The organism is Flavobacterium noncentrifugens (assembly GCF_900100375.1).
Classification (GTDB): domain Bacteria; phylum Bacteroidota; class Bacteroidia; order Flavobacteriales; family Flavobacteriaceae; genus Flavobacterium; species Flavobacterium noncentrifugens.
In genome coordinates, this window is sequence record NZ_FNEZ01000005.1 from 210,728 (window position 1) to 236,693 (window position 25,966).

General features: G+C 40.4%; 22 protein-coding genes. 13 read left to right on the forward strand and 9 right to left on the reverse strand.

Annotated features, from left to right (window positions below):
* The first annotated feature begins 92 nt into the window (after positions 1 to 92).
* The 6 genes from BLS32_RS14615 to BLS32_RS14640 all read left to right on the forward strand — a co-directional run bounded on the left by BLS32_RS14615 (position 93) and on the right by BLS32_RS14640 (position 6,325).
* Complete coding sequence (locus tag BLS32_RS14615) at positions 93 to 827, forward strand: type III pantothenate kinase (RefSeq protein WP_091397459.1); 735 nt, start codon at positions 93 to 95, stop codon at positions 825 to 827.
* Complete coding sequence (locus tag BLS32_RS14620; protein ID WP_091397461.1) at positions 820 to 2,085, forward strand: BamG family beta-barrel-assembly machinery protein; 1,266 nt, start codon at positions 820 to 822, stop codon at positions 2,083 to 2,085. The genes BLS32_RS14615 and BLS32_RS14620 overlap by 8 nt, the downstream gene beginning before the upstream one ends.
* A gap of 14 nt (positions 2,086 to 2,099) precedes the next feature.
* Positions 2,100 to 2,654, forward strand: a complete 555-nt coding sequence (gene lptC, locus BLS32_RS14625; protein ID WP_091397464.1) for an LPS export ABC transporter periplasmic protein LptC — start codon at positions 2,100 to 2,102, stop codon at positions 2,652 to 2,654.
* A gap of 8 nt (positions 2,655 to 2,662) precedes the next feature.
* Positions 2,663 to 2,857: a hypothetical protein gene (locus BLS32_RS14630; protein WP_091397467.1), complete on the forward strand. Its 195-nt coding sequence runs from the start codon at positions 2,663 to 2,665 to the stop codon at positions 2,855 to 2,857.
* A 3-nt stretch (positions 2,858 to 2,860) separates the two neighbouring features.
* Complete coding sequence (locus tag BLS32_RS14635) at positions 2,861 to 4,120, forward strand: hemolysin family protein (RefSeq protein ID WP_091397470.1); 1,260 nt, start codon at positions 2,861 to 2,863, stop codon at positions 4,118 to 4,120.
* 108 nt (positions 4,121 to 4,228) lie between these two features.
* Positions 4,229 to 6,325: a peptidylprolyl isomerase gene (locus BLS32_RS14640; protein WP_091397472.1), complete on the forward strand. Its 2,097-nt coding sequence runs from the start codon at positions 4,229 to 4,231 to the stop codon at positions 6,323 to 6,325.
* A 46-nt stretch (positions 6,326 to 6,371) separates the two neighbouring features.
* On the opposite strand, the gene BLS32_RS14645 is transcribed toward BLS32_RS14640, so the two are convergent.
* Positions 6,372 to 7,322 (reverse strand): GYDIA family GHMP kinase, encoded by a 951-nt coding sequence (locus BLS32_RS14645; protein WP_091397475.1) that lies wholly within the window; start codon positions 7,320 to 7,322, stop codon positions 6,372 to 6,374.
* A 15-nt stretch (positions 7,323 to 7,337) separates the two neighbouring features.
* Positions 7,338 to 8,654, reverse strand: coding sequence for a hydroxymethylglutaryl-CoA reductase, degradative (locus BLS32_RS14650; protein ID WP_091397478.1), 1,317 nt, complete (start codon positions 8,652 to 8,654; stop codon positions 7,338 to 7,340).
* Between the two features lie 249 nt (positions 8,655 to 8,903).
* Here BLS32_RS14650 and BLS32_RS14655 point away from each other — a divergent pair, with 249 nt between their 5' ends.
* From BLS32_RS14655 to BLS32_RS14680, 6 genes are all read left to right on the forward strand, one after another.
* The gene (locus BLS32_RS14655; protein WP_091397482.1) at positions 8,904 to 9,983 is read left to right on the forward strand and encodes a PA0069 family radical SAM protein; all 1,080 of its coding nucleotides are present in this window, start codon (positions 8,904 to 8,906) and stop codon (positions 9,981 to 9,983) included.
* Between the two features lie 135 nt (positions 9,984 to 10,118).
* Complete coding sequence (locus tag BLS32_RS14660) at positions 10,119 to 12,293, forward strand: S9 family peptidase (protein WP_371860032.1); 2,175 nt, start codon at positions 10,119 to 10,121, stop codon at positions 12,291 to 12,293.
* A gap of 24 nt (positions 12,294 to 12,317) precedes the next feature.
* Positions 12,318 to 13,994, forward strand: coding sequence for a peptide MFS transporter (locus BLS32_RS14665; RefSeq protein WP_091397485.1), 1,677 nt, complete (start codon positions 12,318 to 12,320; stop codon positions 13,992 to 13,994).
* A 9-nt stretch (positions 13,995 to 14,003) separates the two neighbouring features.
* Complete coding sequence (locus BLS32_RS14670; protein ID WP_091397487.1) at positions 14,004 to 15,653, forward strand: peptide MFS transporter; 1,650 nt, start codon at positions 14,004 to 14,006, stop codon at positions 15,651 to 15,653.
* 1 nt (position 15,654) lies between these two features.
* Positions 15,655 to 17,172 (forward strand): peptide MFS transporter, encoded by a 1,518-nt coding sequence (locus tag BLS32_RS14675; protein WP_174799815.1) that lies wholly within the window; start codon positions 15,655 to 15,657, stop codon positions 17,170 to 17,172.
* Between the two features lie 60 nt (positions 17,173 to 17,232).
* Positions 17,233 to 17,706, forward strand: a complete 474-nt coding sequence (locus BLS32_RS14680; RefSeq protein ID WP_091397490.1) for a thioredoxin family protein — start codon at positions 17,233 to 17,235, stop codon at positions 17,704 to 17,706.
* Between the two features lie 60 nt (positions 17,707 to 17,766).
* Here BLS32_RS14680 and BLS32_RS14685 read toward each other — a convergent pair whose 3' ends face one another.
* From BLS32_RS14685 to surE, 5 genes are all read right to left on the reverse strand, one after another.
* Positions 17,767 to 19,689: a ComEC/Rec2 family competence protein gene (locus BLS32_RS14685; protein WP_245699480.1), complete on the reverse strand. Its 1,923-nt coding sequence runs from the start codon at positions 19,687 to 19,689 to the stop codon at positions 17,767 to 17,769.
* A 286-nt stretch (positions 19,690 to 19,975) separates the two neighbouring features.
* Positions 19,976 to 20,632: a C40 family peptidase gene (locus BLS32_RS14690; RefSeq protein WP_245699481.1), complete on the reverse strand. Its 657-nt coding sequence runs from the start codon at positions 20,630 to 20,632 to the stop codon at positions 19,976 to 19,978.
* Between the two features lie 62 nt (positions 20,633 to 20,694).
* Positions 20,695 to 21,810, reverse strand: a complete 1,116-nt coding sequence (gene lpxB / locus BLS32_RS14695; protein WP_091397500.1) for a lipid-A-disaccharide synthase — start codon at positions 21,808 to 21,810, stop codon at positions 20,695 to 20,697.
* A 9-nt stretch (positions 21,811 to 21,819) separates the two neighbouring features.
* A complete protein-coding gene (locus tag BLS32_RS14700; RefSeq protein WP_091397503.1) occupies positions 21,820 to 22,092 on the reverse strand; it encodes a hypothetical protein in 273 nt (90 codons plus the stop codon).
* Positions 22,079 to 22,861 carry a 5'/3'-nucleotidase SurE gene (gene surE / locus BLS32_RS14705; protein WP_091397507.1) on the reverse strand — a complete coding sequence of 261 codons (783 nt, stop codon included), beginning with the start codon at positions 22,859 to 22,861 and terminating at the stop codon, positions 22,079 to 22,081. Before surE ends, BLS32_RS14700 begins: the two co-directional genes overlap by 14 nt.
* Before the next feature lie 298 nt (positions 22,862 to 23,159).
* Here surE and BLS32_RS14710 point away from each other — a divergent pair, with 298 nt between their 5' ends.
* The gene (locus BLS32_RS14710) at positions 23,160 to 25,412 is read left to right on the forward strand and encodes a carboxy terminal-processing peptidase (RefSeq protein ID WP_091397509.1); all 2,253 of its coding nucleotides are present in this window, start codon (positions 23,160 to 23,162) and stop codon (positions 25,410 to 25,412) included.
* 52 nt (positions 25,413 to 25,464) lie between these two features.
* Here the strand turns inward: BLS32_RS14710 and BLS32_RS14715 are convergent, their stop codons facing one another.
* The gene (locus BLS32_RS14715; protein WP_091397511.1) at positions 25,465 to 25,653 is read right to left on the reverse strand and encodes a hypothetical protein; all 189 of its coding nucleotides are present in this window, start codon (positions 25,651 to 25,653) and stop codon (positions 25,465 to 25,467) included.
* A gap of 57 nt (positions 25,654 to 25,710) precedes the next feature.
* A complete protein-coding gene (locus tag BLS32_RS14720) occupies positions 25,711 to 25,902 on the reverse strand; it encodes a hypothetical protein (RefSeq protein WP_139171784.1) in 192 nt (63 codons plus the stop codon).
* Positions 25,903 to 25,966: the final 64 nt, after the last annotated feature.

Below are 25,966 nucleotides of genomic sequence, written 5' to 3' on the forward strand. Positions count from 1 at the left end.
ATGCGGGTGCAAATATAGAACGATTTTTAATTTATCCAAAACAAATATTAAAAAAAATCAATTCGTAACTTCGCGGCAACAAAACTGCACCTATGCTTTTAGCGATCGACATCGGGAATACCAGAATTAAATATGCTGTCTTTGAACACGATATCATCGTTGCGCAGGGTTTTTTCGGAAAAGAAGCACTTGAAGATTCGCTCAAAAAAATTTTAAAAGAATTTCCAGAAATTACCGATTTGATCGTTGCATCGGTAGGAAATGTTTCAAAAGAAGCCTTTTTATCGGTTAACGACAGCCTCAAATTACATTTTATTACTCATGATGATTCCTTTCCTTTCAAAAATCAATATGCGACACCGCATACTTTAGGAATCGACCGCATGGTTTTATCGGCAGGAGCCGTACTTAAATTCCCAATGAAAAACCGACTCATCATTGATTCCGGAACATGCATTACCTATGATTTTGTTGATCAAACCGATCACTACCTGGGCGGTGCCATATCGCCGGGAATTCGTTTGCGGTACGAAGCGTTGCATCAATATACGGCGCGGTTGCCATTGTTATCAAAATCAGAACCTTTAGCGGTAACGGGCAATTCTACAAACGAATCGATCCATTCTGGAGTCGTAAACGGAATTGCTTTCGAAATGGATGGATTTATCGACAGTTATAAAGAACGCTATTCAAACTTTATAATAATTTTAACTGGTGGAGATGCAGAATTTTTGGCTAAACGATTAAAAAATACCATATTTGCCCATTCAAATTTTCTGCTGGAAAGTTTGAGCCAAACTTTTCAATATAAAATCAAAAATGATTAGAAAATTTTTAGTTCCTGTTTTTCTGCTTTTTTCAATAATTACACTCGCACAACAGGGAACATCATCTCCGTATTCCATTTATGGGATTGGCGATATCAGGTTTAAAGGAACTGTAGAAAACAGATCAATGGGCGGCGTATCTGTGTTTTCAGACAGCATCCACATCAATTTGCAAAACCCGGCTTCTTATTCCAGCCTGAAACTTACTTCGTTTACCATTGGCGGAAGTGCCAATTATTCTAAATACACTGCCTTAAATTCTAACGAAAAAGCACAACGCAGTACTTTTGACTATTTGGCCATTGGTATTCCGATGGGTAAATTTGGTGCAGTTTTAGGGCTTATGCCATATTCGTCTGTTGGATACAGGATCAGGACAGAAGGTGTCGAGCCTATTGGAGATGAAAGCCGCAATGCCATACACCGGTATAACGGGACCGGTAACATCAACAAGGCTTTCTTAGGACTGGCTTACCAGATCATGCCTAATTTAAGCGTTGGTGCCGATTTTAATTACAATTTTGGGGAAATTCAAACGGCCAGTTTCAGGAAATATACAGATTTTCAATATGGTACACTGGAATCCAACAGGTCTCAAATGTCAGGATTTAATGTCAATCTTGGCGTGATGTACCAGCGAAAACTTAATAATAAACTTGATTTGTATGGCGGACTAACTTATACGCCGGAAAGCGTATTGAAGACAGATAATACGAGGTTGCTGACTTCAGTATTGTATTCTGAGGATTTAACGTCAACTACAATCGACGCCCTGGATGCCGAGGAAAGTAAAAGGTCATTGAAAATGCCGAGTAAATTTTCTCTCGGGGCCGGGATCGGGCAAAAACGCAAATGGCTTGTAGGAGCTGAAGTAACCCTGCAGCAAAGCAATAAAATGGGCAACCGCTTTGATGACATCACAAACGCGACTTTTGAAAATGCCGTTAAGTACAGTGTTGGAGGGTATTATATTCCAAACTACAACTCCTTTTCGAATTATTTCAGTAAAATCGTTTACCGCGCAGGTTTCAGATATGAAAATACGGGATTGATCGTGAACAACGAATCAATTAAGGACTATGCTTTCACGGGAGGTTTAGGATTTCCATTGGGCGGCGCTTTTTCGAGCCTGAACCTTGGCGCCGAATTTGGAAGGCGCGGTACAGCAAAAGCACTTCTTGTTGAAGAGAATTATGCGAATGTCATTATCAGCCTTAGCCTGAATGACAGGTGGTTTATCAAAAGAAGATACGACTAAAACACAATTGATTCATGGCTTTCAGAAATTACAAACCGCAGTTTGCCTTTTTAGCTGTACTCGCTGTGGTGCTGCTCTCGGCCTGCGAAGGCAATTTCAAGGATGTCCAGAAAATCAATTATTCTGAATTTGTCCCAAGCGGTGAAGCCATCGATTTTAATCTGAAATATACCGATTCAGGGAAAATCAAATCGGTGCTTATCAGCCCGAAAATGCTCGATTATTCAAATGTCGAGTTTCCGTTTACCGAATTCCCAAATGGCATCGATGTCACCATGTATGACAACAAAGGCAAGCGCACTTTCATCACTGCCGATTATGCCGTTTCTTTTAAAGGTACCGATCTGATCGATCTGCAGAAAAATGTAAAAATCCGCACCGAACAAGGGCAGTTGCTCGAAACCGACCAATTGTATTTTGACCAGAAAAATGAATGGTTTTATACCGAGAAAAAGTTTAAATTTACAGATCCGAAAGGGATTTCAAACGGAGAAGGCATCGATTTCAGCAAAGATTTTAAAATAGTTAACTCACAACGCATCAACGGCATTATCGACGAAGCGGAATAACAACAAACATGAATTACCTTAAATATACCCAATACGTTTACCTGATTTTTGCAGGTTTTTTTGTTTATGATGGCGTAACGAAATTCCATTCTGAAGGCGGGCCGTGGCTGAGCTTTTTCATCGCAGCATTGGCCATTTTTATGTTTTTCTTCAGAAGGAAATTTGCCAAAAAGTTTGAAAACCACGGCAACAACAAACCGTAATTCATGGAAACAGGTATTATATTTCTTTGTTTAATACTGGCCGCATTTTTCTCCGGGATGGAAATCGCCTTCATTTCATCCAACAAAATTTATCTTGAAATCGAAAAAAAACAGGATAACTTCATTTCGCAAATCCTTACCAAACTTACTTCAAAGCCGTCACAGTTCATTGTTTCAATGCTGATCGGAAATACAATCGCTTTGGTTGTTTACGGATTTTACGCCGGGCAATTCCTGCTGGCGTGGATCACGGGTTTGGGCTATCATTTCTCGCCATTGGCTGATGTTTTGATCCAGACGGCGATATCAACATTCATCGTTTTAATTACATCAGAATTCCTGCCGAAAGTTTTTTTTCAGATCTATGCCAATAGCCTGATCAAGTTTTTTGCGGTTCCGGCTTATCTCTTTTACCTGCTGTTTTATTACGTTTCGATTTTTATTTTATGGATTTCCGATTTCATACTGCGTAAATTCTTCAAGACCGAAGGCGATATTATACCATCATTTTTTAGCAAAGCCGAACTCGGGAATTACATCTCGGAGCAAATGAGCACCGTCGACGACCACGAAAACGTCGATTCAGAAATCCAGATTTTCCAGAATGCGCTCGAATTTTCAGGTGTAAAAGCACGTGACATCATGACGCCGCGCACAGAGATGTCGGCTGTTGATATTTATGATTCGGTTAACGAACTTAAGGAAAAATTCATCGAAACCGGTTATTCCAAAATTCTCGTTTATCAAAATTCACTCGATGATATTATAGGTTACGTACATTCGTTTGATCTGTTCAAAAAACCGCGCACGATCAAATCGATTTTAATTCCGGTCGAATTTGTGCCTCAAACCATTTTCATCAAAGATGCAATGAACCTTTTGACCAAAAAGAGAAAAAGCGTGGCGATCGTGCTTGATGAATACGGCGGAACTTCGGGAATGATCACGATTGAAGATATAGTTGAAGAATTGTTTGGCGAAATTGAAGACGAACACGATTCGGAAGAAGAACTCATCGAAAAAGAACTTGATGAAAACACGTATTTGTTCTCGACGCGCCTCGATGTCGAATACCTTAATGAGACCTACAAACTCAACATTCCCGAAAGTGACTCTTACGGAACCCTTGGCGGATTCATCGTCAATGCAACTAAAGACATTCCGCAAACCGGCGAGGAAATCGCCATTGGCAACTTCCATTTTACGATAGATCAGGCGACCAATAAAAAGATCGAGCTTGTAAAAATGAGGATCGGCGAATAAAATTTTTAAAAAAATCGATTTTTTCGCAAAATATAAGTTTACAACTGTAATTATTAAATAGATAATTGTATTTTCGCAAACTGAATTAAAAAATTAACAACAATAAAAATGGCAGTTTTATCTAAAATTAGGCAACGTTCACTTCTTCTGATACTCGTTATTGGTTTTTGTTTATTCGCTTTTATAATCGGAGATTTATTCAACAAAGGCAATTTTAACCAGTCTTCCAAATATGTAGGAAGTGTGAATGGAACTGATATATCTTTCGAGGATTTCAGGGTAAAAGTCAGCAATCTTGAAAAAAGCGGACAGCAAATGACTGCAGCCCAGGCGGTAAACCGTGTTTGGGACCAGGAAGTTTCGATTGCCTTGTTAACAGCGCAGTTTGATAAACTCGGAATCCGTACAGGTGAAAAACACATCGTTGAAGCATTCAAATCAGACCAGAATATCGGTAAAAACCCAATGTTCCTGAATGATGCAGGTGTTTTTGATCTGAATAAATTCAAGGAATATTTCAAATCAAACCCGGAGCAGGCACAATTCATTAAAGACCGTGAAAAAGATGCAGAGCTGAATGCAAAATACCAAATCTACAATACGTTGGTAAAAGCAGGAATGTACACAACAACTGCTGAAGGGAAACTAAAATACGAAATGGAAGCAAATAAAGTAAGCTTCGATTACGTAGCCGTTTTATATTCTACGATCAAAGACAGCGATGTAAAAATTGCCGATCAGGACATCGTAGATTACATGAAGAAAAACGAAAAGAGATACAAAGCGGATGAAAATCGTGAGATCGAATACGTTTTGGTGGAAGACAAACCATCGGTTGAAGATGAAACGGAAGTGAAATCAAGCGTCAATGCGTTGTTGGGTTCAAGAGTAGAATACAACAAAACAACAGGTAAAAACGATACTTTGCCAGGTTTCAAAGGGGCTGCAAACGTAGCTGAATTTGTCAATGCCAATTCTGATGTGCCTTACGATTCGACTTATGTAGCGAAAAAAGACCTTCCTGCTGATGTAGCAGAGGCGTTGTTCAATTTGCCAACAGGCGAACTTTACGGGCCATACATGCGCGGACAATATTATGCGATCTCAAAATCTATGGGTAGAAAAGCCGGAGCCAATGCAAAAGCAAGCCACATTTTGATCAGCTATGAAGGAACTCAGGTTCCGAACAAGAAAGAAAAAAGAACCAAAGAAGAAGCGAAAGCGAAAGCAGAAGCTTTATTGGCACAAGTTCAGGCTAACCCGTCAAGCTTCTTAATGTTGGCTCTTACCAATTCTGATGATTCGTCTGCACAGCAAGGTGGCGATTTGGGATATTTTAGCCAGGGACAAATGGTGAAGCCTTTCAATGACTTCGTGTTCAACAACCCAATCGGAAAAATTGGCTTGGTGGAAACTGATTTTGGTTTTCATATCATCAACATTACAGACAAGCAGGATGCCATCCGTTTGGCGACCATCGCAAGAAAAATCGAACCGTCTGAAGGAACTACAGATAGATTGTATACCAAAGCGGTAAAATTCGAAATGGACGCCAACGACAAAGATTTCGAAAAAACAGCCAAAGCAGAAGGTTTGACTGTTAACCCATCTGTAAAAGTAAAAGCAATGGACGAAATGGTTGGTGCGCTTGGTGCTCAAAGACAAATCGTAAGATGGGCTTATGAAAAAGGAACAAACGCCGGAGATGTAAAAAGATTTGAAGTGGCAAACCTTGGAAACGTGATCGCTAAACTGAAAAAAGTAAACAAAGAAGGTTTGATGTCTGTTGAAGATGCAAGACCATCAGTGGAACCGGTTTTGAAGAACAAGAAAAAAGCAGAGAAAATTAAAGCTAAAATGGCTGGAAGCACTTTGGATGCCGTTGCAAAAGCAACCGGTTCTACAGTGCAGCAAGCAGTTGATTTAACAATCGACAATGGAAACCTCCCAGGTGCTGGACCAGAGAAAAAAGTAGTAGGAACAGCTTTTGCCATTGGTGTAAATAAAGTATCTGCCCCAATCGAAGGGAATTCTGGAGTGTATGTTGTGAAACCAACGGCAATCACAAAAGCGCCGGTTTTGAAAGATTACAAAGATTACAGCGCAAAAGTAAAAGCACAGGTTGCAGGGTATTCTGGACGTGTGATCCCGGCCTTAAAATCAGATGCGGATATCAAAGACAACAGGGCAGATTTCAATTACTAATTGAAATTGCTTCTAAATATAAAATCCCGGCTTGTCCGGGATTTTTTTATAAGATCATTTTTGAATATGGAATCACAGTTTCGTAGCCCTTTTGTTTAAAGTAAATGGTAGGATCGATTTCTGAAGCCGCTAAGATAAAATCGCCGCCCCAGCCACCGAGGCTTTTTATAGTTCCGTTAAAATCTAGAAATAAAGACGATTGAGCTGTTGGTAATTCCAGAATTGCACTTAAAATGGCTTCGTGTCTTTGGATCAGTTTTTTAAATTCTGAAAGTGTTTCGGCCTTTAAAATACCAGATGTCATTTCGTCAATTGCAATAATGGTTTGACTAATGTTGTTTGTCTTTTCGCGATACGATTGAATGGCCGATTTGCTGCTTTGCTTTTTATTCAGGTAAATAAAATAAAGATTCGAAGCAAATTCAGGAGCAAAACGAACACTTTCAACAATCGGGTTTTCGTTTTCCAAATGGTATAAGATTGGCGTGTCGTTTTGAGCGCACGCAATGTCATAACCGCTGCCCCCAAAACTATTTTTCAGCAATGCAAATGCATCGATTTTGAGCCATTGCGCGATGTTGTTAATTAAAGTAGATGAAGTGCCCAATCCCCAAGACCTCGGAAACGTAAGGTTTGTAGTAACCGAATAACCTTCGGATTTTAAAAATTTTGGATTCAGAAGATAAGCTTCGTGCAAAATCTCAATTATAGTATTTTTTATCGGATTTTTATCTTCGGATTTATTTGCGATCGCCTCAAATGAAATCACTTCTTCAAACCAAATACTTCCATCCGAATCAAAGCTTTTCCATCGGATTTCTTTCCCGAAACCATTTTCCACAACCAGATCCTGTCCGAATTTCGTAGGCAAAGCCAAAGCTTTCGCACCATCCAAAACGACATATTCGCCGGTAATTAAAAGCTTTCCGTTGCTGTAAAAGGTTTTCAAATTGAAAGAGTTAAGGATTAAAATATTAGCTTCGCTCAGTTCAGCCATTGGCCCAGTTAAAAATTACTTTCGCAATTCAGCGATCAAATTCACTGCAGCCGAATGGGAAACCGCATGTATTTTAAAATGCTTTTTCACCAAAGCGCGTTCTTCATCCGTAGCTTCGAATTGGTTCAGGATGTTGTTCAGGTGCATTTTCATGTGGCCTTCCTGTATTCCTGTTGTTGTCAGTGAGCGCAAAGCGGCAAAATTCTGTGCCAATCCTGCAACGGCTACGATCTGCATCAATTGTTGTGCAGACGGTTTTTCGAGCATCTGCAAAGCAAATTTCACCAAAGGATGCAATGACGTCAATCCGCCTACAGTTCCCAAAGCCAATGGGATTTCCATCCAAAAAGAAAAAATGCCATCTTCGATTTTCGCATGTGATAAACTTGAATATTGTCCGTTTCGTGAAGCATACGCATGTATTGCGGCTTCAATCGCACGAAAATCATTGCCGGTGGCAAGCACAACCGCATCGATTCCGTTCATGATGCCTTTGTTGTGTGTCACCGCGCGAAATGGTTCGACTTCAGCGATCTGAACAGCGCGAACGAACTTTTCAGCAAATTCATGTGGGTTTTCAATATGCTTTTCCGCCAATGCTTCGATTGGGCAGGAAACTTCGGCGCGGACAATGCAATTCGGAACATAATTCGACAAAATCGACATCACAACCTGGATATTTTTTTCTTCTTCCGAAAAATGGTCAAACGAAAGCGCTTCTTCTTTCAGCGTTTTTGAAAATTGCTCGAGGCATGAATTGATAAAATTGGCGCCCATTGAATCCTTCGTTTCAAAAGTCGCATGCAGCTGAAAATAATCCGGAAGTGCAGTGGTTTTGTCACGCAATTCAATATTGAGGATTCCGCCGCCGCGTTGCTGCATATTTTTGGTCAGCGATTCGGTATCGGAATAAAATTTTGGTTTAATCTGATTGAAAAAAGCAGTCAGTTTTTCAGAATTTCCCTTAAAAATAAAATGAACCTGCCCGATTTTTTCGGTGTTCAAAACCGTTGCCTTAAATCCGCCGCGCGTCGACCAGAACTTCGCTGATTTGGCCGCAGCCGCAACAACTGAGCTTTCCTCGATTGCCATCGGAACCGTATAATATTTTCCGTTAATCAGGAAATTCGGCGCAATGCCAAGTGGCAGGTAAAAATTTGTGATCGTATTTTCGATGAATTCGTCGTGCAGTTTCTGGACATTTGCATCAGAATTCCAATAATTTTTAAGCAGCGAAACGGCTTCTTCGGGATTTGAAAAATATGATTTTGCGATCCAGTCGATTTTTTCTTCTTTGGACCATTTGGAAAATCCTGCAACGGCGTTGTTCATTTTTGTAAGCGTAAAAGTTTGTGCAAAGATAGCTTTTACAAGCAGATTACGGTTAGAATTTTCACCATTAAGGGATTAAGATGCATGAAGCTTAATGAACCTTAATCCCTTAATGGTGAAAAAATAAAAAGGCAATTTTCTTAATCGTAAGTAAATTTTTACACATTAATATCTTATTAACACCGCCCGATTTTTAACTTTAAATATTTTCTTTTTGGAATATCCGCATGTAACTTTCAAAATAAAGCCATGAGCGAAGAAAGCCAGTATATCAAGGGAAGAGGCGCGCAAATTAATGTGCAGAACCGCTTTTTCAAGGAAGCTTACGAAATGCAGGACGATTTCCTGAATTATTGTCAAGCCGAAGGCGACGCGCCCGAAAGCAACCGCACGCATTACCTCGAAGTGTTTCCCAAAACCATAGTCAATAAAGTCGAAAGCCCAGATGTAGGTATGGGTTTTTCAATGAATTCCTACCAGGGCTGCGAACACGGATGCATTTATTGTTTTGCCCGAAATTCACATGAATATTGGGGTTACAGTGCTGGATTGGATTTTGAACGCAAAATTCTCATTAAGAAAAATGCCCCGCAATTGCTCGAGGAAAAACTCAAAAGCAAAAACTGGAAGGCGCATACGATTGTCATGTCGGGAAATACCGATTGTTACCAGCCTGCGGAACGTAAATTTGGCATTACGCGCCAATGTTTAGAGATTTTTTTAAAATACCGGCATCCGGTTTCGATCATTACTAAAAATGCGTTGATTGCGCGTGATCTCGATTTGTTTAAGGAATTGGCGAAAGACAACCTAACATCCGTAAATTTCTCTATTACTTCTTTATCTGAAGAAACGCGGCAATTGCTCGAACCCAGGACGGCAACGATAAAAAAACGATTGGATACTGTAAAATTATTATCCGATAACGGCATTCCCGTAAATGTCATGCTGGCGCCGATCATTCCCGGAATCAACAGCCACGAAATCCTGCCATTGGCGAAAGCCGCATCCGATGCAGGTGCCTTGTCGATAGGTTATACGGTTGTAAGACTGAACGGCGCGATTGGCGAAATTTTCACCGACTGGATCCATAAAGCGATGCCGGACCGGGCCGATAAAGTCCTGAATCAAATCAAAGAATGCCACGGCGGAACGCTAAATGACAGCCGCTGGGGCGACAGAATGCGTGGTGAAGGCGAGTTTGCACAGATGATCCGATCGCAGGTGCATCTGGCCAGGAAAAAATTCTTCGCCAATAAAGTATTCCCGGAAATGAATTTGTCGCTTTACGAACAATACAAAGGCGGTCAACTGCAGTTGTTTACCTAAATTTTTACATTTAGTAACAAAATCAAAATATGGCGTCTGATTCGGTTATTCACTAAAAACCGTATTTAACAGTGAAAATTGCCGATATGTGTAATTTTTTCACTAAAATTGACAGTTTTTATATTCTTACAAAAAATGATAAAATCATTAAGGCTCACCACGCTGTTCTTATTCGTGTGTTTATCGGTTGCTGCACAACAAAAAATAACCGTTGAAGAGATTTACGCAGGCGCATTTCGTGCCAAAGGAATGGACGAATTGCAGTCCATGAAAAACACCAACCAATACACGGTTTTAAATACCGATAGGGCTTCACGAAGCATGCAGATCGATTTGTATGATTTTGCGACATTGAAGAAAGTATCGACTTTGATTGATACGAAAAACTTTCCGGCACTTGGAGACGGCATCGACAGTTATGCGTTTAGTTCAGATGAAAAAATGCTGTTGATCGCGAACAATTCCAACCAAATTTTCCGCCATTCTTTTACGGCAGATTATTTTTTATACGATTTGGCCAGCAAACAACTGACAAAGCTTTTTGATTACCAGATTCAGGAACCAACGTTTTCGCCTGACGGAAAGAAAATCGCTTTTGCAAAGGAAAACAATCTTTATATCTGCGACTTAGCTTCAAAAAATACAACTCAAATCACAACCGATGGGAAGAAAAACGCCGTCATCAACGGAATCACGGACTGGGTTTACGAAGAAGAATTTGCTTTCGTAAGGGCATTCGACTGGAGCGCCGACAGCAAGAAAATCGGGTACATCCGTTTTGATGAAAGCGAAGTTCCAGAATTTTCGATGAGCATTTTCCATAAAGACCTGTATCCTAAAATTGAAACGTTCAAATATCCGAAAGCAGGCGAAAAGAATTCGGTGGTTTCGTTAAGATTGTACGATGTCGTTTCGAAGTCAAACAAGGAAGTAAAATTGGGCAATTACACCGATTTTTACATTCCGAGAATCAAATGGACGAATGATGCAAATGTACTCAGCGTTCAGGTTTTAAACCGCCATCAGGACAATCTCGATTTGATTTTTGTCGATGGAAATTCGGCTTCAGCCAAAGTCGTGATGAACGAAAAAGACAAAGCCTACGTTGATATTACAGACAATCTGACATTCCTGAAAGACAACAGTTTTATCTGGACCAGCGAAAAAGACGGATTCAACCACATTTATGTTTTCGATAAATCCGGAAAGCTTAAAAACCAAGTTACAAAGGGAAATTGGGAAGTGACCAATTATTACGGTTTCGACGAGAAAACCAACACCGTTTTTTACCAATCTACAGAAAACGGATCAATCAACCGCGACATTTTCAGCATCAGCCTCAGCGGAAAAAACAAAAAACGATTAACGACAAAAACAGGAACGAGCGCAGCTACTTTCAGCCCGAACTTTGATTTTTACATCAACAGTTTCTCAAGCGCGACACAGCCAACATTGTACACTTTGAACAATGCAAAAGACGGAAAGGAAATCCAATCGGTCGTGAACAACGACGCTTTGGCAGCGAAATTAAAAGCATACGATTTGCCTTCAAAAGAATTTTTCGTTCTTAAAACAGACAAAGGCAACGAACTCAATGCCTGGATTTTAAAACCTAAAAATTTCGACCCAAATAAAAAATATCCGGTTTTTATGTACCAATATTCCGGTCCGGGATCGCAACAGGTCAACAACGACTGGAATTCAACCGACGATTACTGGTTTTCGATGCTCACGCAGCAAGGGTATATTGTAGCTTGTGTTGACGGACGCGGAACAGGTTTCAAAGGTGCCGATTTCAAAAGAGTGACGCAAAAAGAGCTTGGAAAATATGAAGTCGAAGACCAGATCGATGCGGCAAAAGTCATCGGGAATTATCCGTATGTGGACAAAAGCAGAATCGGGATTTTCGGTTGGAGTTACGGCGGATTCATGTCATCCAATTGTATTTTAAAAGGAAACGGCGTATTTAAAATGGCGATTGCCGTGGCTCCGGTAACAAACTGGCGTTTCTACGACTCGGTTTATACCGAAAGATACATGCAGACACCGGAGGAAAACCCGACCGGCTATGATGAAAATTCACCAATCAACCACGTCGATAAACTCAAAGGGAAATTCCTTTTGATCCACGGTTCAGGAGATGACAATGTGCACGTTCAGAATTCGATGCAAATGATGGAAGCGTTGATCCAGGCCAACAAGCAGTTCGATTCGCAAATCTATCCCGATAATAACCACGGCATTTACGGCGGAAAAACGCGCATTCAATTGTACAACAAAATGACAAATTTCATTAAAGACAACCTATAAAAAACTAAACTAAAACCCTTTAAAATGACAGAAGTAGAAGTAAAAACAGGACATCCAAAAGGACTTTGGGTATTATTTGGAACAGAAATGTGGGAAAGGTTCAATTTCTACGGAATGCGCGCCATCTTAACCTTGTTCCTTGTAAATTCATTGCTAATGAAAGAAGAAGATGCGTCGCTAATCTATGGCGGATTCCTCGGTCTTTGTTACCTGACGCCAATGCTCGGAGGCTTTGTAGCTGACCGTTTTTTTGGAAACAGGAACTGTATTTTACTCGGCGGATTGATGATGGCGATTGGGCAGATGCTTTTGTTTGCAAGTGCCAGCGTTTTCGGGACGGATATTTCTTTTGCAACAACATTAATGTGGTCGGCACTTGGAATTATCATTTTCGGTAATGGATTTTTCAAACCGAATATTTCTTCGATGGTGGGAAGTTTGTATCCAAAACAGGAAAAAAGCAAACTTGATACGGCATTTACGATTTTTTATATGGGAATCAACCTTGGCGCATTCTTAGGGCAATTGATCTGTCCAATTATTGGTGACGTAAAGGATGCCGGTGGCGTTCGCGATATCCATGCATTCAAATGGGGATTTTTAGCGGCTTCGATCGCAATGTTGCTCGGAACAATTTTGTTTTACTTCCTTAAAAATAAATATGTAGTCACTCCGGAAGGACGTCCATTGGGCGGATTGCCATCAAAAAACGAAGCTTCTGATTTTGAAGAAGGCGAATCTCAAAAAGCAGTGTTTTCTTCAACAGCATTAACGCTTGCGGGAGTTGCGTTTTTGGCTTTAGGCGCGCTTATCCATTTTGTTTTCGACCAGAATTTAATTTACACTTTGATTTATTCAAGCGGTTTGACATTGGCCGGATTGATTGTATCTGATACCTCGTTGACAAAAATCGAAAGAGACCGTATTTTCGTCATTTACATCGTGGCGTTCTTTATCATTTTCTTCTGGGCTGCTTTCGAACAAGCCGGTTCTTCGCTAACATTTATCGCTGACAACCAAACCGACAGGAATTTCTTCGGATGGAACATGCCGCCGTCTATGGTTCAAATCTTCAACGGATTGTTCGTTGTCGCTTTCGCCGTACCGTTCAGTATGCTTTGGGATTATTTGAGAAGCAAAAACAGCGAGCCGATTTCCCCAATGAAACAGGCATTCGGATTGGCGTTGATCGCATTGAGTTATTTCATCATCGCGCACAATGTAAAAGATTTAGGAAACAGTGGGCTTTTGGCGATCAAATGGCTGATCCTTTTGTATTTGATCCAGACTTGTGCCGAGCTTTGTTTGTCACCAATCGGATTGTCATTGGTAGGAAAATTATCCCCAAAACGTTTCTCTTCTTTATTATACGGCGTTTTCTTTTTATCGAATGCTTCAGGTTATGCATTAGCAGGAACTTTGGGTTCGATTATGCCGGCAACAGGAGATAAATTCTTAAAAGCAAAAGAAATGGGAATTGATTTACAGGCGGTTCTTGATAAAAAAATCACATTGACAGCAGAACAGGCTGCCTTGCTTTCTAAAGCCCAGATTAGCGATCACAATCCGATGTTTGCAGGTTTTGAAGTCCACAATTTATTTGAATTTTTCATGGTGTTTGTAGTATTGACGGGACTTGCAGCGATTATTTTATTCTTACTGACTCCGGTGTTGAAAAAAATGATGCACGGAATCAGATAACAAAAAGTCATGTGGAATAAACACCCGAAAGCCTTACCTTATTTATTTTTATCCGAAATGTGGGAACGTTTCGGATATTATTTAATGATCGGGATTTTCACGCTTTATCTCAAAGATGTGGAAAGTGGCTTTGCGATGACCGAAAAAGAAGCAGCCGATTTATACGGGACTTTTATCGCCCTGGTTTTCTTAACGCCTTTCCTCGGCGGATTGATTGCCGACCGTTATTGGGGTTATCGAAAATCAATCATCATTGGCGGGATCTTAATGGGAATTGGGTATTTTCTGATGGGCGTGCATTCATTGACGGTTTTGTATGTAGCAATGACACTGGTCATCCTCGGAAATGGTTTCTTCAAACCGAATATTTCCACTTTGCTCGGAAATTTTTATTCCATACCAGAATATAAAGATAAAAAGGACGAAGGCTACAATATTTTCTACATGGGAATCAACGTCGGTGCTTTCATCTGCAATTTCTTCGGAGCGGCGCTTTACATTCTTTTAGGCTGGCATTACGCATTTATGGCGGCCGGCGTCGGGATGTTTATCGGTGTAGCGACTTTCATTATCGGAACCAAACATTACGTGGGTTACGACCAGAAAAAAGGAACGCAGGAAGGCGACATGCCGTTTTACAAAATCGTGCTTTTTATATTGGTGCCATCGGTGATTTTCGGGATTATCGGCTGGTTTATTAAAGGTGTTGGCACGGATGGGAATTATATTTTCGGATCAGACAGCACCGATGCATTTATTTTTGCCTGTATTCCGGTGATCTTCTTTTACTCGAGCTTGTACTTTAAAGCCAAACCCGAAAACAAACGACCAATTGGTGCATTGTTATCTATTTTTGCCGTAGTGATTCTATTCTGGGCAGTTTTTAAACTGAACGGTTCGGCACTTACAACCTGGGCCGATCGCTACACCGACAGGCAAATTACCGGAACGACCGATGATGTGTTCCGCGGATTGAGTTTGGCCGACCAGATCAAATACCAAAAGGATTCCGTTGCGGTTTATGATGCTCAATTCCGACTCCAAAAAGAAAATGGCATCGTTAAAAAAGAAGTCAATTATCCGCTGTACTTCAGGAATGTCAAAAAAGAAAAACTACCTGAAAAAGGGGCAACGATTACCCTTTGGGCAACCAATTTAAGCCAGTCCATTAATCCGGGCTGGGTCATTATGCTGACACCTTTGGTCGTTGCATTCTTTACCTTTTTAAGAAGTCGGAAAAAAGAACCGTCAACGCCTACGAAAATTGCTTTTGGGTTGCTGATCTCTGCGCTTTCGGTTTTGGTTATGGTAGCGGCTGTTAAGGCTGGCGCCAATGGAACGGAGAAAGTCAGCGTTTGGTGGCTCGTTGCAAATTACGGAATCATCACGATCGGGGAATTGTTTTTAAGTCCGATGGGATTGTCGGTCGTTTCAAAACTGAGCCCGGCAAATATCACATCTTTAATGATGGGCGGATGGTTTTTATCCACGTCGATCGGAAATAAATTAAGCGGCGTTCTCGCCAGCATGTGGGACACTTATGAAGACAAAAGCAACTTTTTCTGGGTCAATTTCGGACTGTTGATGTTTGCTACTTTGCTCATGTTTTCACTGCTCAAACAACTCAATAAAGTCATGGCCGAAAAAGGAATTAATTGATATGGAACAAATACCGTTGACCGATTTAGAACAAATTCAGAATTTTAAAGGAAAATACCCAAAACAATTGTGGTATTTATTCTTTAGCGAGATGTGGGAACGTTTTTGTTTCTATGGAATGCGCGGCATGCTTGTCGTTTTTATGGTTGGGCACTTAGGAATGAATGAAGAGGTGGCCAATTTGCAATATGGTGCAACCCAAGCCTGGGTTTATGCTTTTACATTTATCGGCGGACTGTTTGCTGATAAAATTTTAGGACTTCGAAAATCGCTATTTTGGGGCGGCATGCTGATGATTGTTGGCAGTATCATCCTTTCGCTGGATCCAAAGAATTTTTTCTTTATTGGATTGGGTTTCACGATTGTTGGAACGGGTTTTTTTAAGCCAAATATTTCCTCGATGGTGGGTCAGTTGTACAAAGGCAATGATCCACGCAGAGACGCCGGATTTTCGTTCTTTTACATGGGCGTGAACCTTGGTGCTTTGATTGGTGGTTATATCTGTATCGCTGTCGCAGAAGGTTCGTTGTGGCAATCTTTGGTGCCAGAACATTTGCGCTGGAATGTTGGTTTCGGATTCGCTGCAGTGGTCATGATCGTAAGTCTGCTGACCTTTACGAAAACACAAAAAAGTTTGGGTCCAATCGGACTCACGCCATTGCCTCATTTTGAAAAGTCAAAACGCAACAAATGGGAAATCGCAACTTATGCGGGTTCGCTTTTAATTGTTCCAATCATTATCATCATGGTTGCAAATACAGAGTATACCGATTATTTCATGATGGTAATTGGCCCGGCTTCGATCTTGTACTTGTTTTTCGAAATGCGCAATTTTTCCGTGGTTGAAAACAAAAAATTACTTGCGGCATTGGTTTTCATTATTTTCTCTATTTTCTTTTGGGCATTTTTCGAGCAAAGTGGCGGATCTTTAAGTCTGTTTGCAGCAAACAATCTCAATAAAGAAGTTTTGGGTGTTCCGTTGAGTCCGAATGGCGTAAACAATTCTGCCAATTCCTTTTTTGTCATTGCCTTTTCAGCTATTGTTGGATTGATTTGGTTATGGATGGCCAAGCGAAAAATTGAACCAAATACGGTAGTAAAATTTGGATTGGGATTTCTATTTTTGGCAGGAGGATTTTATGTTTTTTATTACACCAAATTTTTCTCTAATGCAGAGGGCATTACGTCACTTGGCATTTTTACAATGGGTTGGTTCGTAATTACTTTTGGAGAGTTGTGTTTATCTCCGATCGGAATGTCGGCGATGACAAAATTATCGCCGCAAAAAATTCAGGCGGTCATTATGGGAATGTGGTTTCTTGCCAGCGCTTACGGACAATACTTTGCCGGATTACTCGGTGCGAATATCGCCGGAGCTTCAAAGCATGCATCCAATTACGACAAATTGATCGTATATGCCGAAGGATACAAACAACTCGCCATTTATGCGCTGATTGCTGGAGTGGTTCTGATTGTTATTTCGCCGTTTGTCAAAAAATTAATGCAGGAAGTAAAATAAAAATATTATTTTAGGAACAGTTTTTGAAAAAAGCGCGTTCTAAATTTAAAATTGAATAAAATGAAAAAGATTATTATCGCATTCGTACTCATAGTGGCTTCGGCAACAGCCCAGGCCCAAACCGCAAAGCCACTGGTTTGGGAAACCAATCTTGAAGCGGCTACAAAAGTATCATTAAAAACAAAAAAGCCATTGTTGCTGTTTTTCACCGGAAGCGACTGGTGCGGCTGGTGTATAAGATTGCAAAATGAAGTATTAAAAACGCCTGAATTTGCAGCATGGACCAAAGACAATGTCGTTTTGGTAGAGCTCGATTTTCCAAGAAGAACGCCACAACAACCTGAAATCCAAAAGCAAAATGCCGAATTGCAGCAAATGTTCCAGGTGCGCGGTTATCCGACAGTTTGGTTTGCAACGCCAACAAAAACAGATGGAAAAACCAATCTGGCACAACTCGGAAGTACCGGTTATGTCGCTGGTGGACCAGCAAAATGGCTTGAAGGCGCGAATCAGATCCTGGCCAATAAAAAGTAATTTTTGATTTACGATTTACGAAACGTTGATTTCGCAAATCGTACACCTGAAATCATAACTTTAATTCAATCTATAGAATCCCTTTTCTGCAATTGCGTGGAAAGGGATTTTTTGTTGTGCACAGGTTTTCTTCCAAAGTGCGACGTAACTTTTGTAATTGCTACAGTCGGCGACGATCATTTTGGGTTTACAATGTTGTAACAATCTGGCAAGATTTATTTTTGGAGACTGGCGCAAAAGCAATACATCCGGAGCAATTTTTTCAGGATATTGTCCGAGGCTATCCACGATTAAAATCTTTCGGTTGTTGAAATAAGCCATATTCTTGATAGGTCGTCGATTTGTGACCTGAGCAAAATTCGCCACAGCATAAGATTTCAGAATGTTGTTGTTTTGGATCTTGCCATTGCTGAAAACCGTAATATTTTTGCCTGTTCGCGCAACTATTAAAGTCGAATGTTTGGCATTAAAGACGATCCATTCTTTTTGGTTTTGGCTGACTTTGATCGTAGCAAAATACGAAACGACGAATAAGATTAAAGCGCTAGATGCGAATGTGATTTTTCTAGAATCCGGTTTTCTGAAACATAAAAAGAAAGCAACTAAAAAAAAATATAGCGCAACCAACATTCCTTTATTAAACGGGATATCCTGAACGACAAAAGTATCGAATGACGCAACCCAATTGATGATTTTGTTTAAAATGACAATGGTGTATTCTAATGTTTTCGCCAGGAAATCTGGAACAGCATTGAAAACAGCCAAAATCATTACCAAAACACCAACAGCCATAATCACGCTCAAAAACGGAATGATGATCAAATTGGTCGCGAAAAACAATCCAGGAAACTGATGAAAATAATAAACGCTTAACGGAAAAGCGCCGATCTGCGCTGCGAATGAAACCGTCAAAATATCCCAGAAATATTTAATGATCTTATTCTCAGGTTGCCAGAAATCTGAGAAAATCGGCTGCAGCCAAAGGATAAAAAACAGCGCGACATAACTTAGCTGAAATCCAACATCGAATAGAAAGGAAGGTTCAAAAACCAAGATCAGCAACAGCGAAACCAGCAAGGTGTGGAAAATATTCGTTTTCCTCTTTAAGTGCAATCCAACCGCTACAAACGAAAACATCGTTACTGAACGAATCACCGACGGCGACAATCCTGCTAAAACAGCAAATCCCCAAAGCGAGCCGATTACAGCCGTTAATTTAAAAATGGAAGTCCAACGATTCTTCGGCAGGAAGTTCAACAAAAACGTCATGAAGATCATAATGAATCCGACATGCAAACCCGAAACTGACAAAATGTGAATCGCTCCCGCAAATTGGTAATCGTGTAAAACATCGCTTGAAATCTCCTGTTGCTGGCCCAAAAGTAAAGCGGCAATAACGTTTAATTCTTTTGGGGCAATGCTTTTCTTCAGGTTTTTTAAAATGCGGTTCCGAAGTGCATTCGAATAATAAAAGGCGTCTTTGTCAATGGATTTTGAAACCAGAATATTTTGCGAAGTTCCGTACATCTGCGCCAAAATCGATTTGTCTGTCAGGTATTGCCCGTAATCAAATTGGTTGGGATTGTAAGGTGTTTTGTGGCGAACGACTTCTCCATTGATTTTAATATTTGTTCCAATGACAAATGATTTCGAAAGTCCTTTGTCAAAATTGATTAGAATCTTTCCTGAACTTTTTTTACGATCAACTCTCTTTACAATGGCAATGTAACGGTCTTTGTAAACAGAACTTTTGAGTTTTTCCCGCAAAACAATTTCCAGCAAATGGCTGTCAGAATTTTTGACCTGGTGGATGTAATTGCTTTGTTGAAAGTAACCTGAATGAACCTGAAGTGTCGCCGCACCAAACGCAAACGAAAGCAAATACGTGGAAAGGCCAAAGTAAAAGTTTCGCTTAATATTTTTATCCGAAGAGAAATAACAAAAGACGAAAAGGAGGAATGCAGTGCCGGAAATAGCTAGCATCAGCCAAAATTCAGGCTTCAAATAATAGCATGCCAAAATTCCTGCCATAAAGCAGATCGTGATTTTCGACAATGGAAAATGCAATACTTTCATAAGCTAAGTATTGATTAATCCAAAAAATCACGCAAATCCAATAGTGGTTTGAAGTGTTTCATGGCGGATAAAAGATTATTTGGCGGATATGTTTTGAGTCATAGTGAACTACGACGCAAACTTTCAAAACCGAATTTAATTATTTTGATTCAAATAACAAAATCGATTTCAAATAAAAGGTTATAAGGGGAAATTAATTCACCAGAATGCGGTTGGCCTGAGCGAAAGTGCGCCCATAATAAGCTTCTTTCGTAGAAGAAATGATTACACCTTTTTGAGTCGAGGAATGAATGAATTTGATCTCGTCACTCGAAACCTCAGTCACCATTCCAACGTGGTTGATCACACTTTTTCCATTGGTTTTAAAGAAAATTAGATCGCCTTTCTGGATTTCGTCATTGTCGAGCTTTGTCCCGATTTTTGCCATGTCATTTGAAGATCTTGGCAACGAAATGTCAAACTTTTTAAAAGTACTGTACATCAAACCCGAGCAATCAAAACCTTCCGGGGTTGTGCCGCCTGAACGGTAATTCGCGCCTAAATTTTGTGAAGCGGTATTGATGAGTTGTCTGACCAAATAAGAAGAATTCTCTGCAGTAATTTCGTAGTCATCATCGTTTTTGTCATTGATGATCGCTTTTTTGCTGGTTTTCTTAGGTTCAGAAATCTTAACGATATTTCTTGATGGAATAGCATTTGTCGAATTTGCCTTAGCAACAATTCTTCTGTTTTCGGGCGTTTTATACACGCCTCTTTTTTCTGCTTCTGTTTTCGAAGTGATGATATTCGACGTTGGTTTGCAACTAACGACCGCAATCAGCAACAGGATTAAGTAAGTGATCTGTTTCAAAAGATTTGGTTTTTTACAAATTTATGCAAAATTTACGTTTAATCGTATAACAATTGAGAACGTTATTTTGTTAAACTTCTTATAATTAGGCCTGCCGTTTTTTCACTTGCGCCTGTTCCGCCCAGTTTTTGCTCGAGTTCATCGTAATCTGCAAGGAGTTTTTTACGGTAAGCCGGATCGAGTAATTTTTTTAGTTCGTTTGTAATATTTTTCTTGCTACAGTCCTCCTGGATCAATTCGGTGACTACTTCTTTATCCATAATCAGGTTGACCAATGAGATGTATTTGAGCGTAATGATGCGCTTTGCAATTTGGTAAGATGCCCAACTTCCTTTGTAACAAACGACTTCAGGGACTTTAAACAAAGCGGTTTCAAGCGTCGCCGTTCCCGAAGTGACCAAAGCCGCACTCGAATGGCTCAGCAAATCATACGTTTTATTCGAAATAAACTTTACGTTTTTATCTTTAAGAAAGGATTCGTAAAAAGAATATTCCTGGCTCGGAGCGCCCGCAATCACAAATTGGTAATCCGGAAAATCCTTAACAACGCTTAGCATCACGGAAAGCATTTTCGAAATTTCCTGTTTCCGACTTCCCGGCAAAATCGCTACGATCGGCCGTTCATCGAGATTATTTTCCTTCGCAAAAGTGGCGTGATCGGTTTCTATTCTCGAATGGATCGCATCAATTAGCGGATGCCCGACAAACTCCACCGGAAATCCGTGTTTCTTTTCATAAAAATCTTTTTCAAACGGCAAGATCACATACAATTTATCAAAATCGCGTTTGATCGCCGCAATGCGGTTTTCTTTCCACGCCCAAATTTGGGGCGAAATATAATAATGTGTCGGAATACGAAGCGCTTTGGCCCATTTCGCAATCCGCATGTTAAATCCGGGATAATCAATGAAAATGATTGCATCGGGCTGAAATTCCGCAATGTCTTTTTTACAGATCTCAATATTGTTCAGGATCGTTTTCAGGTTGAATATGACTTCGATAAAACCCATAAAAGCCAGTTCACGATAATGTTTGACCAATGTTCCGCCGGCTTGCTGCATCAAATCCCCGCCCCAAAACCTGATATTGGCTTCCGGATCTTTCGCATACAATGCCTTCATTAAATTTGATCCGTGCAAATCGCCCGAAGCTTCGCCCGCAATAATGTAGTATTTCATAATTCAGTCTTAAACGAAAAGCGTAATTATCGTCAGTAAAATAGTCCCTAAAACCACACCACGCGCCATGAGTTCTTTGTTATTCTTCAAAAGCAAAAAGAAAATAGCGATGTTTAGAACTGCGCCCAGCGTAATGACTTTCCCAAGATTCCCTTGCGATTTGATGATCTGCAAGCCCTGAATGAAAGCGTATTCGGTAAAAATGGCGACAAATAACAACGCACCAATGGCCGCCGCCGCAAATGCGATCAAAGCGCCTATCAATAAATCAATTTTTCTCATTTAAATTCCATGTGTTTAATTCCATTATCGCATGGTGCGCCGTCATGTCAAACTGCACCGGAACGACGGAAATGTAGCCATTTTCGAGTGCCCATTCATCAGTATCTTCACCTTTGTCCTGGTTTACAAATTCGCCGGTAAGCCAGTAATAATCCTTGCCTTGCGGCGTCACGCGCTTGTCAAATTTCTCGATCCACATCGCTTTTGCCTGGCGGCAGATCTTAAGTCCTTTGATGTTTTTCTCGGAAAGTTTCGGAAAATTCACATTTAAAACCGTCGCTGGAGGCAAACCTTTTTCAAGTGTTTCGAGCGCGATTTTTTTGATGAACGATTTCACTGGCTCAAAATCAGCATTCCAATCATAATCCAAAAGCGAAAATCCAATCGCAGGAATGCCTTCAATTCCAGCCTCGACCGCCGCACTCATCGTTCCCGAATAAATCACATTAATCGACGAATTTGAACCATGGTTTACGCCAGAAACACACAAATCAGGCTTGCGTTTCAGGATCTCATTCACTGCAAATTTCACACAATCTACCGGCGTTCCAGAGCAGCTGTATTCGGTTATCGCCGCATTTTCAGCAGAAATCCGGTTTAAATATAAAGTGTTGTTGATCGTTATCGCATGTCCGGTCGCGCTTTGCGGTTTGTCCGGCGCTACAACGACGACTTCGCCAATTTCCGACATCACTTCAACCAGCGCGCGTATTCCCGGTGCGGTAATTCCATCGTCATTGGTCACTAAAATCAAAGGTTTATGAGGCATGTAATTTTATTTTTTTAGGAGCTTTTTCCTGCTTTCCGTTTCAATCTTTTTGTTTGGAATGTTCTGTTTTTGACAGAAAAATGCCAATAAAACAAAAAGGATTTCCACTGTAATCAGGGCTAGGGCATTGGTCTTTCAATTCAAATCTGAACAAAAATCAAGCAGTTTACAATTATAAATTTGACACAAAAATAAGCAATTTTAAAATGAAGTTGCTACATTAGCATCTTTAACAAAAAATTAGCCCCTCGCACGAGTCGCAGCCTGCTTTTTTGTTTAATTTAGTCCAAAAATTTTAATGAATGCTATAATTAAATTTATGAAAAGGAATTATAAAATTTTACTTGTCGTCGCCGTACTGTCGGTGGCTTTGTGGAGCTTTGTGCCAAAAAAGGCAGAAGGCGATCCCGAAAAAGACAAACTGCTGCTCGAATTACTAACCTTTGTGATCGAACGCGGACATTATGATCCCGTGGCTATCGACGACAAATTCTCAAAAGGAGTTTATAAAGATTATATCGAAGCGCTTGATCCGTCAAAGCGTTTTTTCCTGCAATCGGATATCGATGAATTCGCGAAATATGAAACGCAGATCGACGACCAGATCAAAAATAAAGACCTTGCTTTTTTCAATTTGACTTACGACCGTTTGATCAAAAGAATCGCCGAAAGCAAAAGCTTTTACAAAGACATCCTTGCAAAGCCTTTCGATTACTCCGTTCAGGAAGATTTCAACACCGATTATGAGAAGCTGCCTTTCGCAAAAACGACTGCAGAGCTCAAAGAAAAATGGCGCAAACAAATCAAATTGTCTACGCTTTCTTCTTTGACAGACAAATTGAAACTCGAAGAAGACAAGAAAAACGGTGTCGTTTCTGACAAAGCAAAAAAATCGGCAGACGAGCTTAAAAAGTCCCCAAAGCTTGACCCTACGAAAGAAGAACTGAAAGACAATTCTCCACCGAAAACCTACGCACAGCTTGAAAAAGAAACCCGCGACAGCTCGCTAAAATCATTGAATGAATATTTCGATTTCATCAATGACCTGGATCAGAACGATTGGTTTTCTGTTTATGTAAATGCCATTTCCTCAAGATTTGATCCGCACACAAATTATTTTGCACCTGATGAAAAAGAGCGTTTCGATGTTAGTATCAGCGGAAAACTCGAAGGAATCGGGGCGCGCCTCCAAAAGAAAAATGATTATACTGAAATCTCTGAATTGATTTCGGGAGGTCCGGCATGGCGCGACAAACAGCTTGAGGCAGGCGATGTGATCATGAAAGTGGCACAGGGAAAAGACGAGCCGGTTGATGTCGTTGGGATGCACCTTGATGATGTCGTCAAAAAGATCAAAGGCCCAAAAGGTACTGAAGTGCGTTTAACCGTTAAAAAAGTAGACGGAACGATCAAAGTAATTTCCTTGATCCGTGACATTGTTGAAATTGAAGAAACTTACGCCAAATCAAGTGTGGTCGAGAAAAACGGAATCAAGTATGGGATTATTTACCTGCCGAAATTCTACATTGATTTTGAAAATAATGATGGGCGCGATGCAGGAAAAGATGTTGCGATCGAAGTAGAGCGCCTTAAAAAAGAAGGCGTACAGGGAATCATCATGGATGTTCGCGACAATGGCGGCGGTTCGTTAAAAACCGTAGTTGATATTGCCGGTTTGTTCATCGCCGACGGACCGATCGTACAGGTAAAATCAGCCGGACTCAAAAAAGAAGTGCTTTCAGATAAAGATAAAAAAATCCAGTGGGATGGTCCATTGGTCGTTATGGTAAACAGTTTCTCTGCTTCAGCATCTGAAATCCTTGCCGCCGCGATCCAGGATTACCGTCGTGGAATCATTATCGGAAGCAAGCAAACCTACGGAAAAGGAACCGTTCAAAATGTCATCGACCTGAACCAGTTTGTAAGGGGAAGCACGATGGGCGACCTTGGTGCGTTGAAAACGACAACCCAGAAATTTTATAGGATCAACGGCGGTTCTACACAACTCGAAGGCGTGAGCAGCGATGTTGCAATTCCGGACCGTTACGCTTACTTAAAAATGGGTGAAAGAGATATTGACAACGCCATGCCTTATGATAAGATCGATCCTGCAGTATTCAATTTCTGGGACAAGCAAACCAATTTTGACAAAGCCATCGACAACAGTAAAAAACGTGTGGCCGAAAATGCCAAATTCAAGCTAATCGATGAGAATGCCAAATGGATTGACGAAAGAAATAAAGAGAATGTGTACAGCTTAAATATTGATAAATTCAAAGCAGAACAGAATGCAATTGAGGAAAAAGCCAAAAAGTACAAGTCGATTGCAGACTACCAAAATTCGCTTAAATTCTCTTCACTTCCTTACGAAAATGAAGCAATGAAAAATGATGCGGTGCTAAAAGAAAAACGCGACAGGTGGCACGAATCGTTGTCTAAAGACATTTATGTGGAAGAAGCGATCAACATTCTTGATGATTTGCAGCCAACAGGCGACGCCAAAAAAAATGTCGTTACGAAAGTGAAAAAAGAAAGCCTGATCAAGTCCTAACATTTTATAAGGCATAAAAAAAGCCACCATAATAATCGGTGGCTTTTTTTATTTATCCTCTTTGTTTTTCTAATTCTGATTGGCGTTTTTGAACTGCTCCTTCCAATTCCTGAACCTTGATATTCTGCTTGTTGATCTCGATTTTTTGTTCTTCGATCTCAATTGGCGTCAGTTTTCCTTTTGCCCTTTTGCTGTCAAATTTTCCTTTTGATTTTGATAATTTTTTCTGGTTATCGGTCAATTTGCTTTGGGCTTTCGTGAGGTCTTTTTCCGCTGAAGCAATCTTTTCCTGTTTTTTCTAGAATTGCTTTTGTTCGTCTTCCAGCTTCTTTTGCTGCTTCGCCATTTCCTTTTGCTCTTTCAATACTGCGGCTGCTTTTTCTTCAGCTTCTTTTTGCGTGATTTCTGTTTCCTTTGCTGTTGGTTCTATTGGTGTCATCGCTGTTTTTAATGCTTCAATTTCTTTTTGTTTGGGCAGAGATGGAATCATTTTTTGCTGAAGATACATATTGAAACTGTGGTTGCTGTGCATAAAATAATTGGGCTGCGCAAAG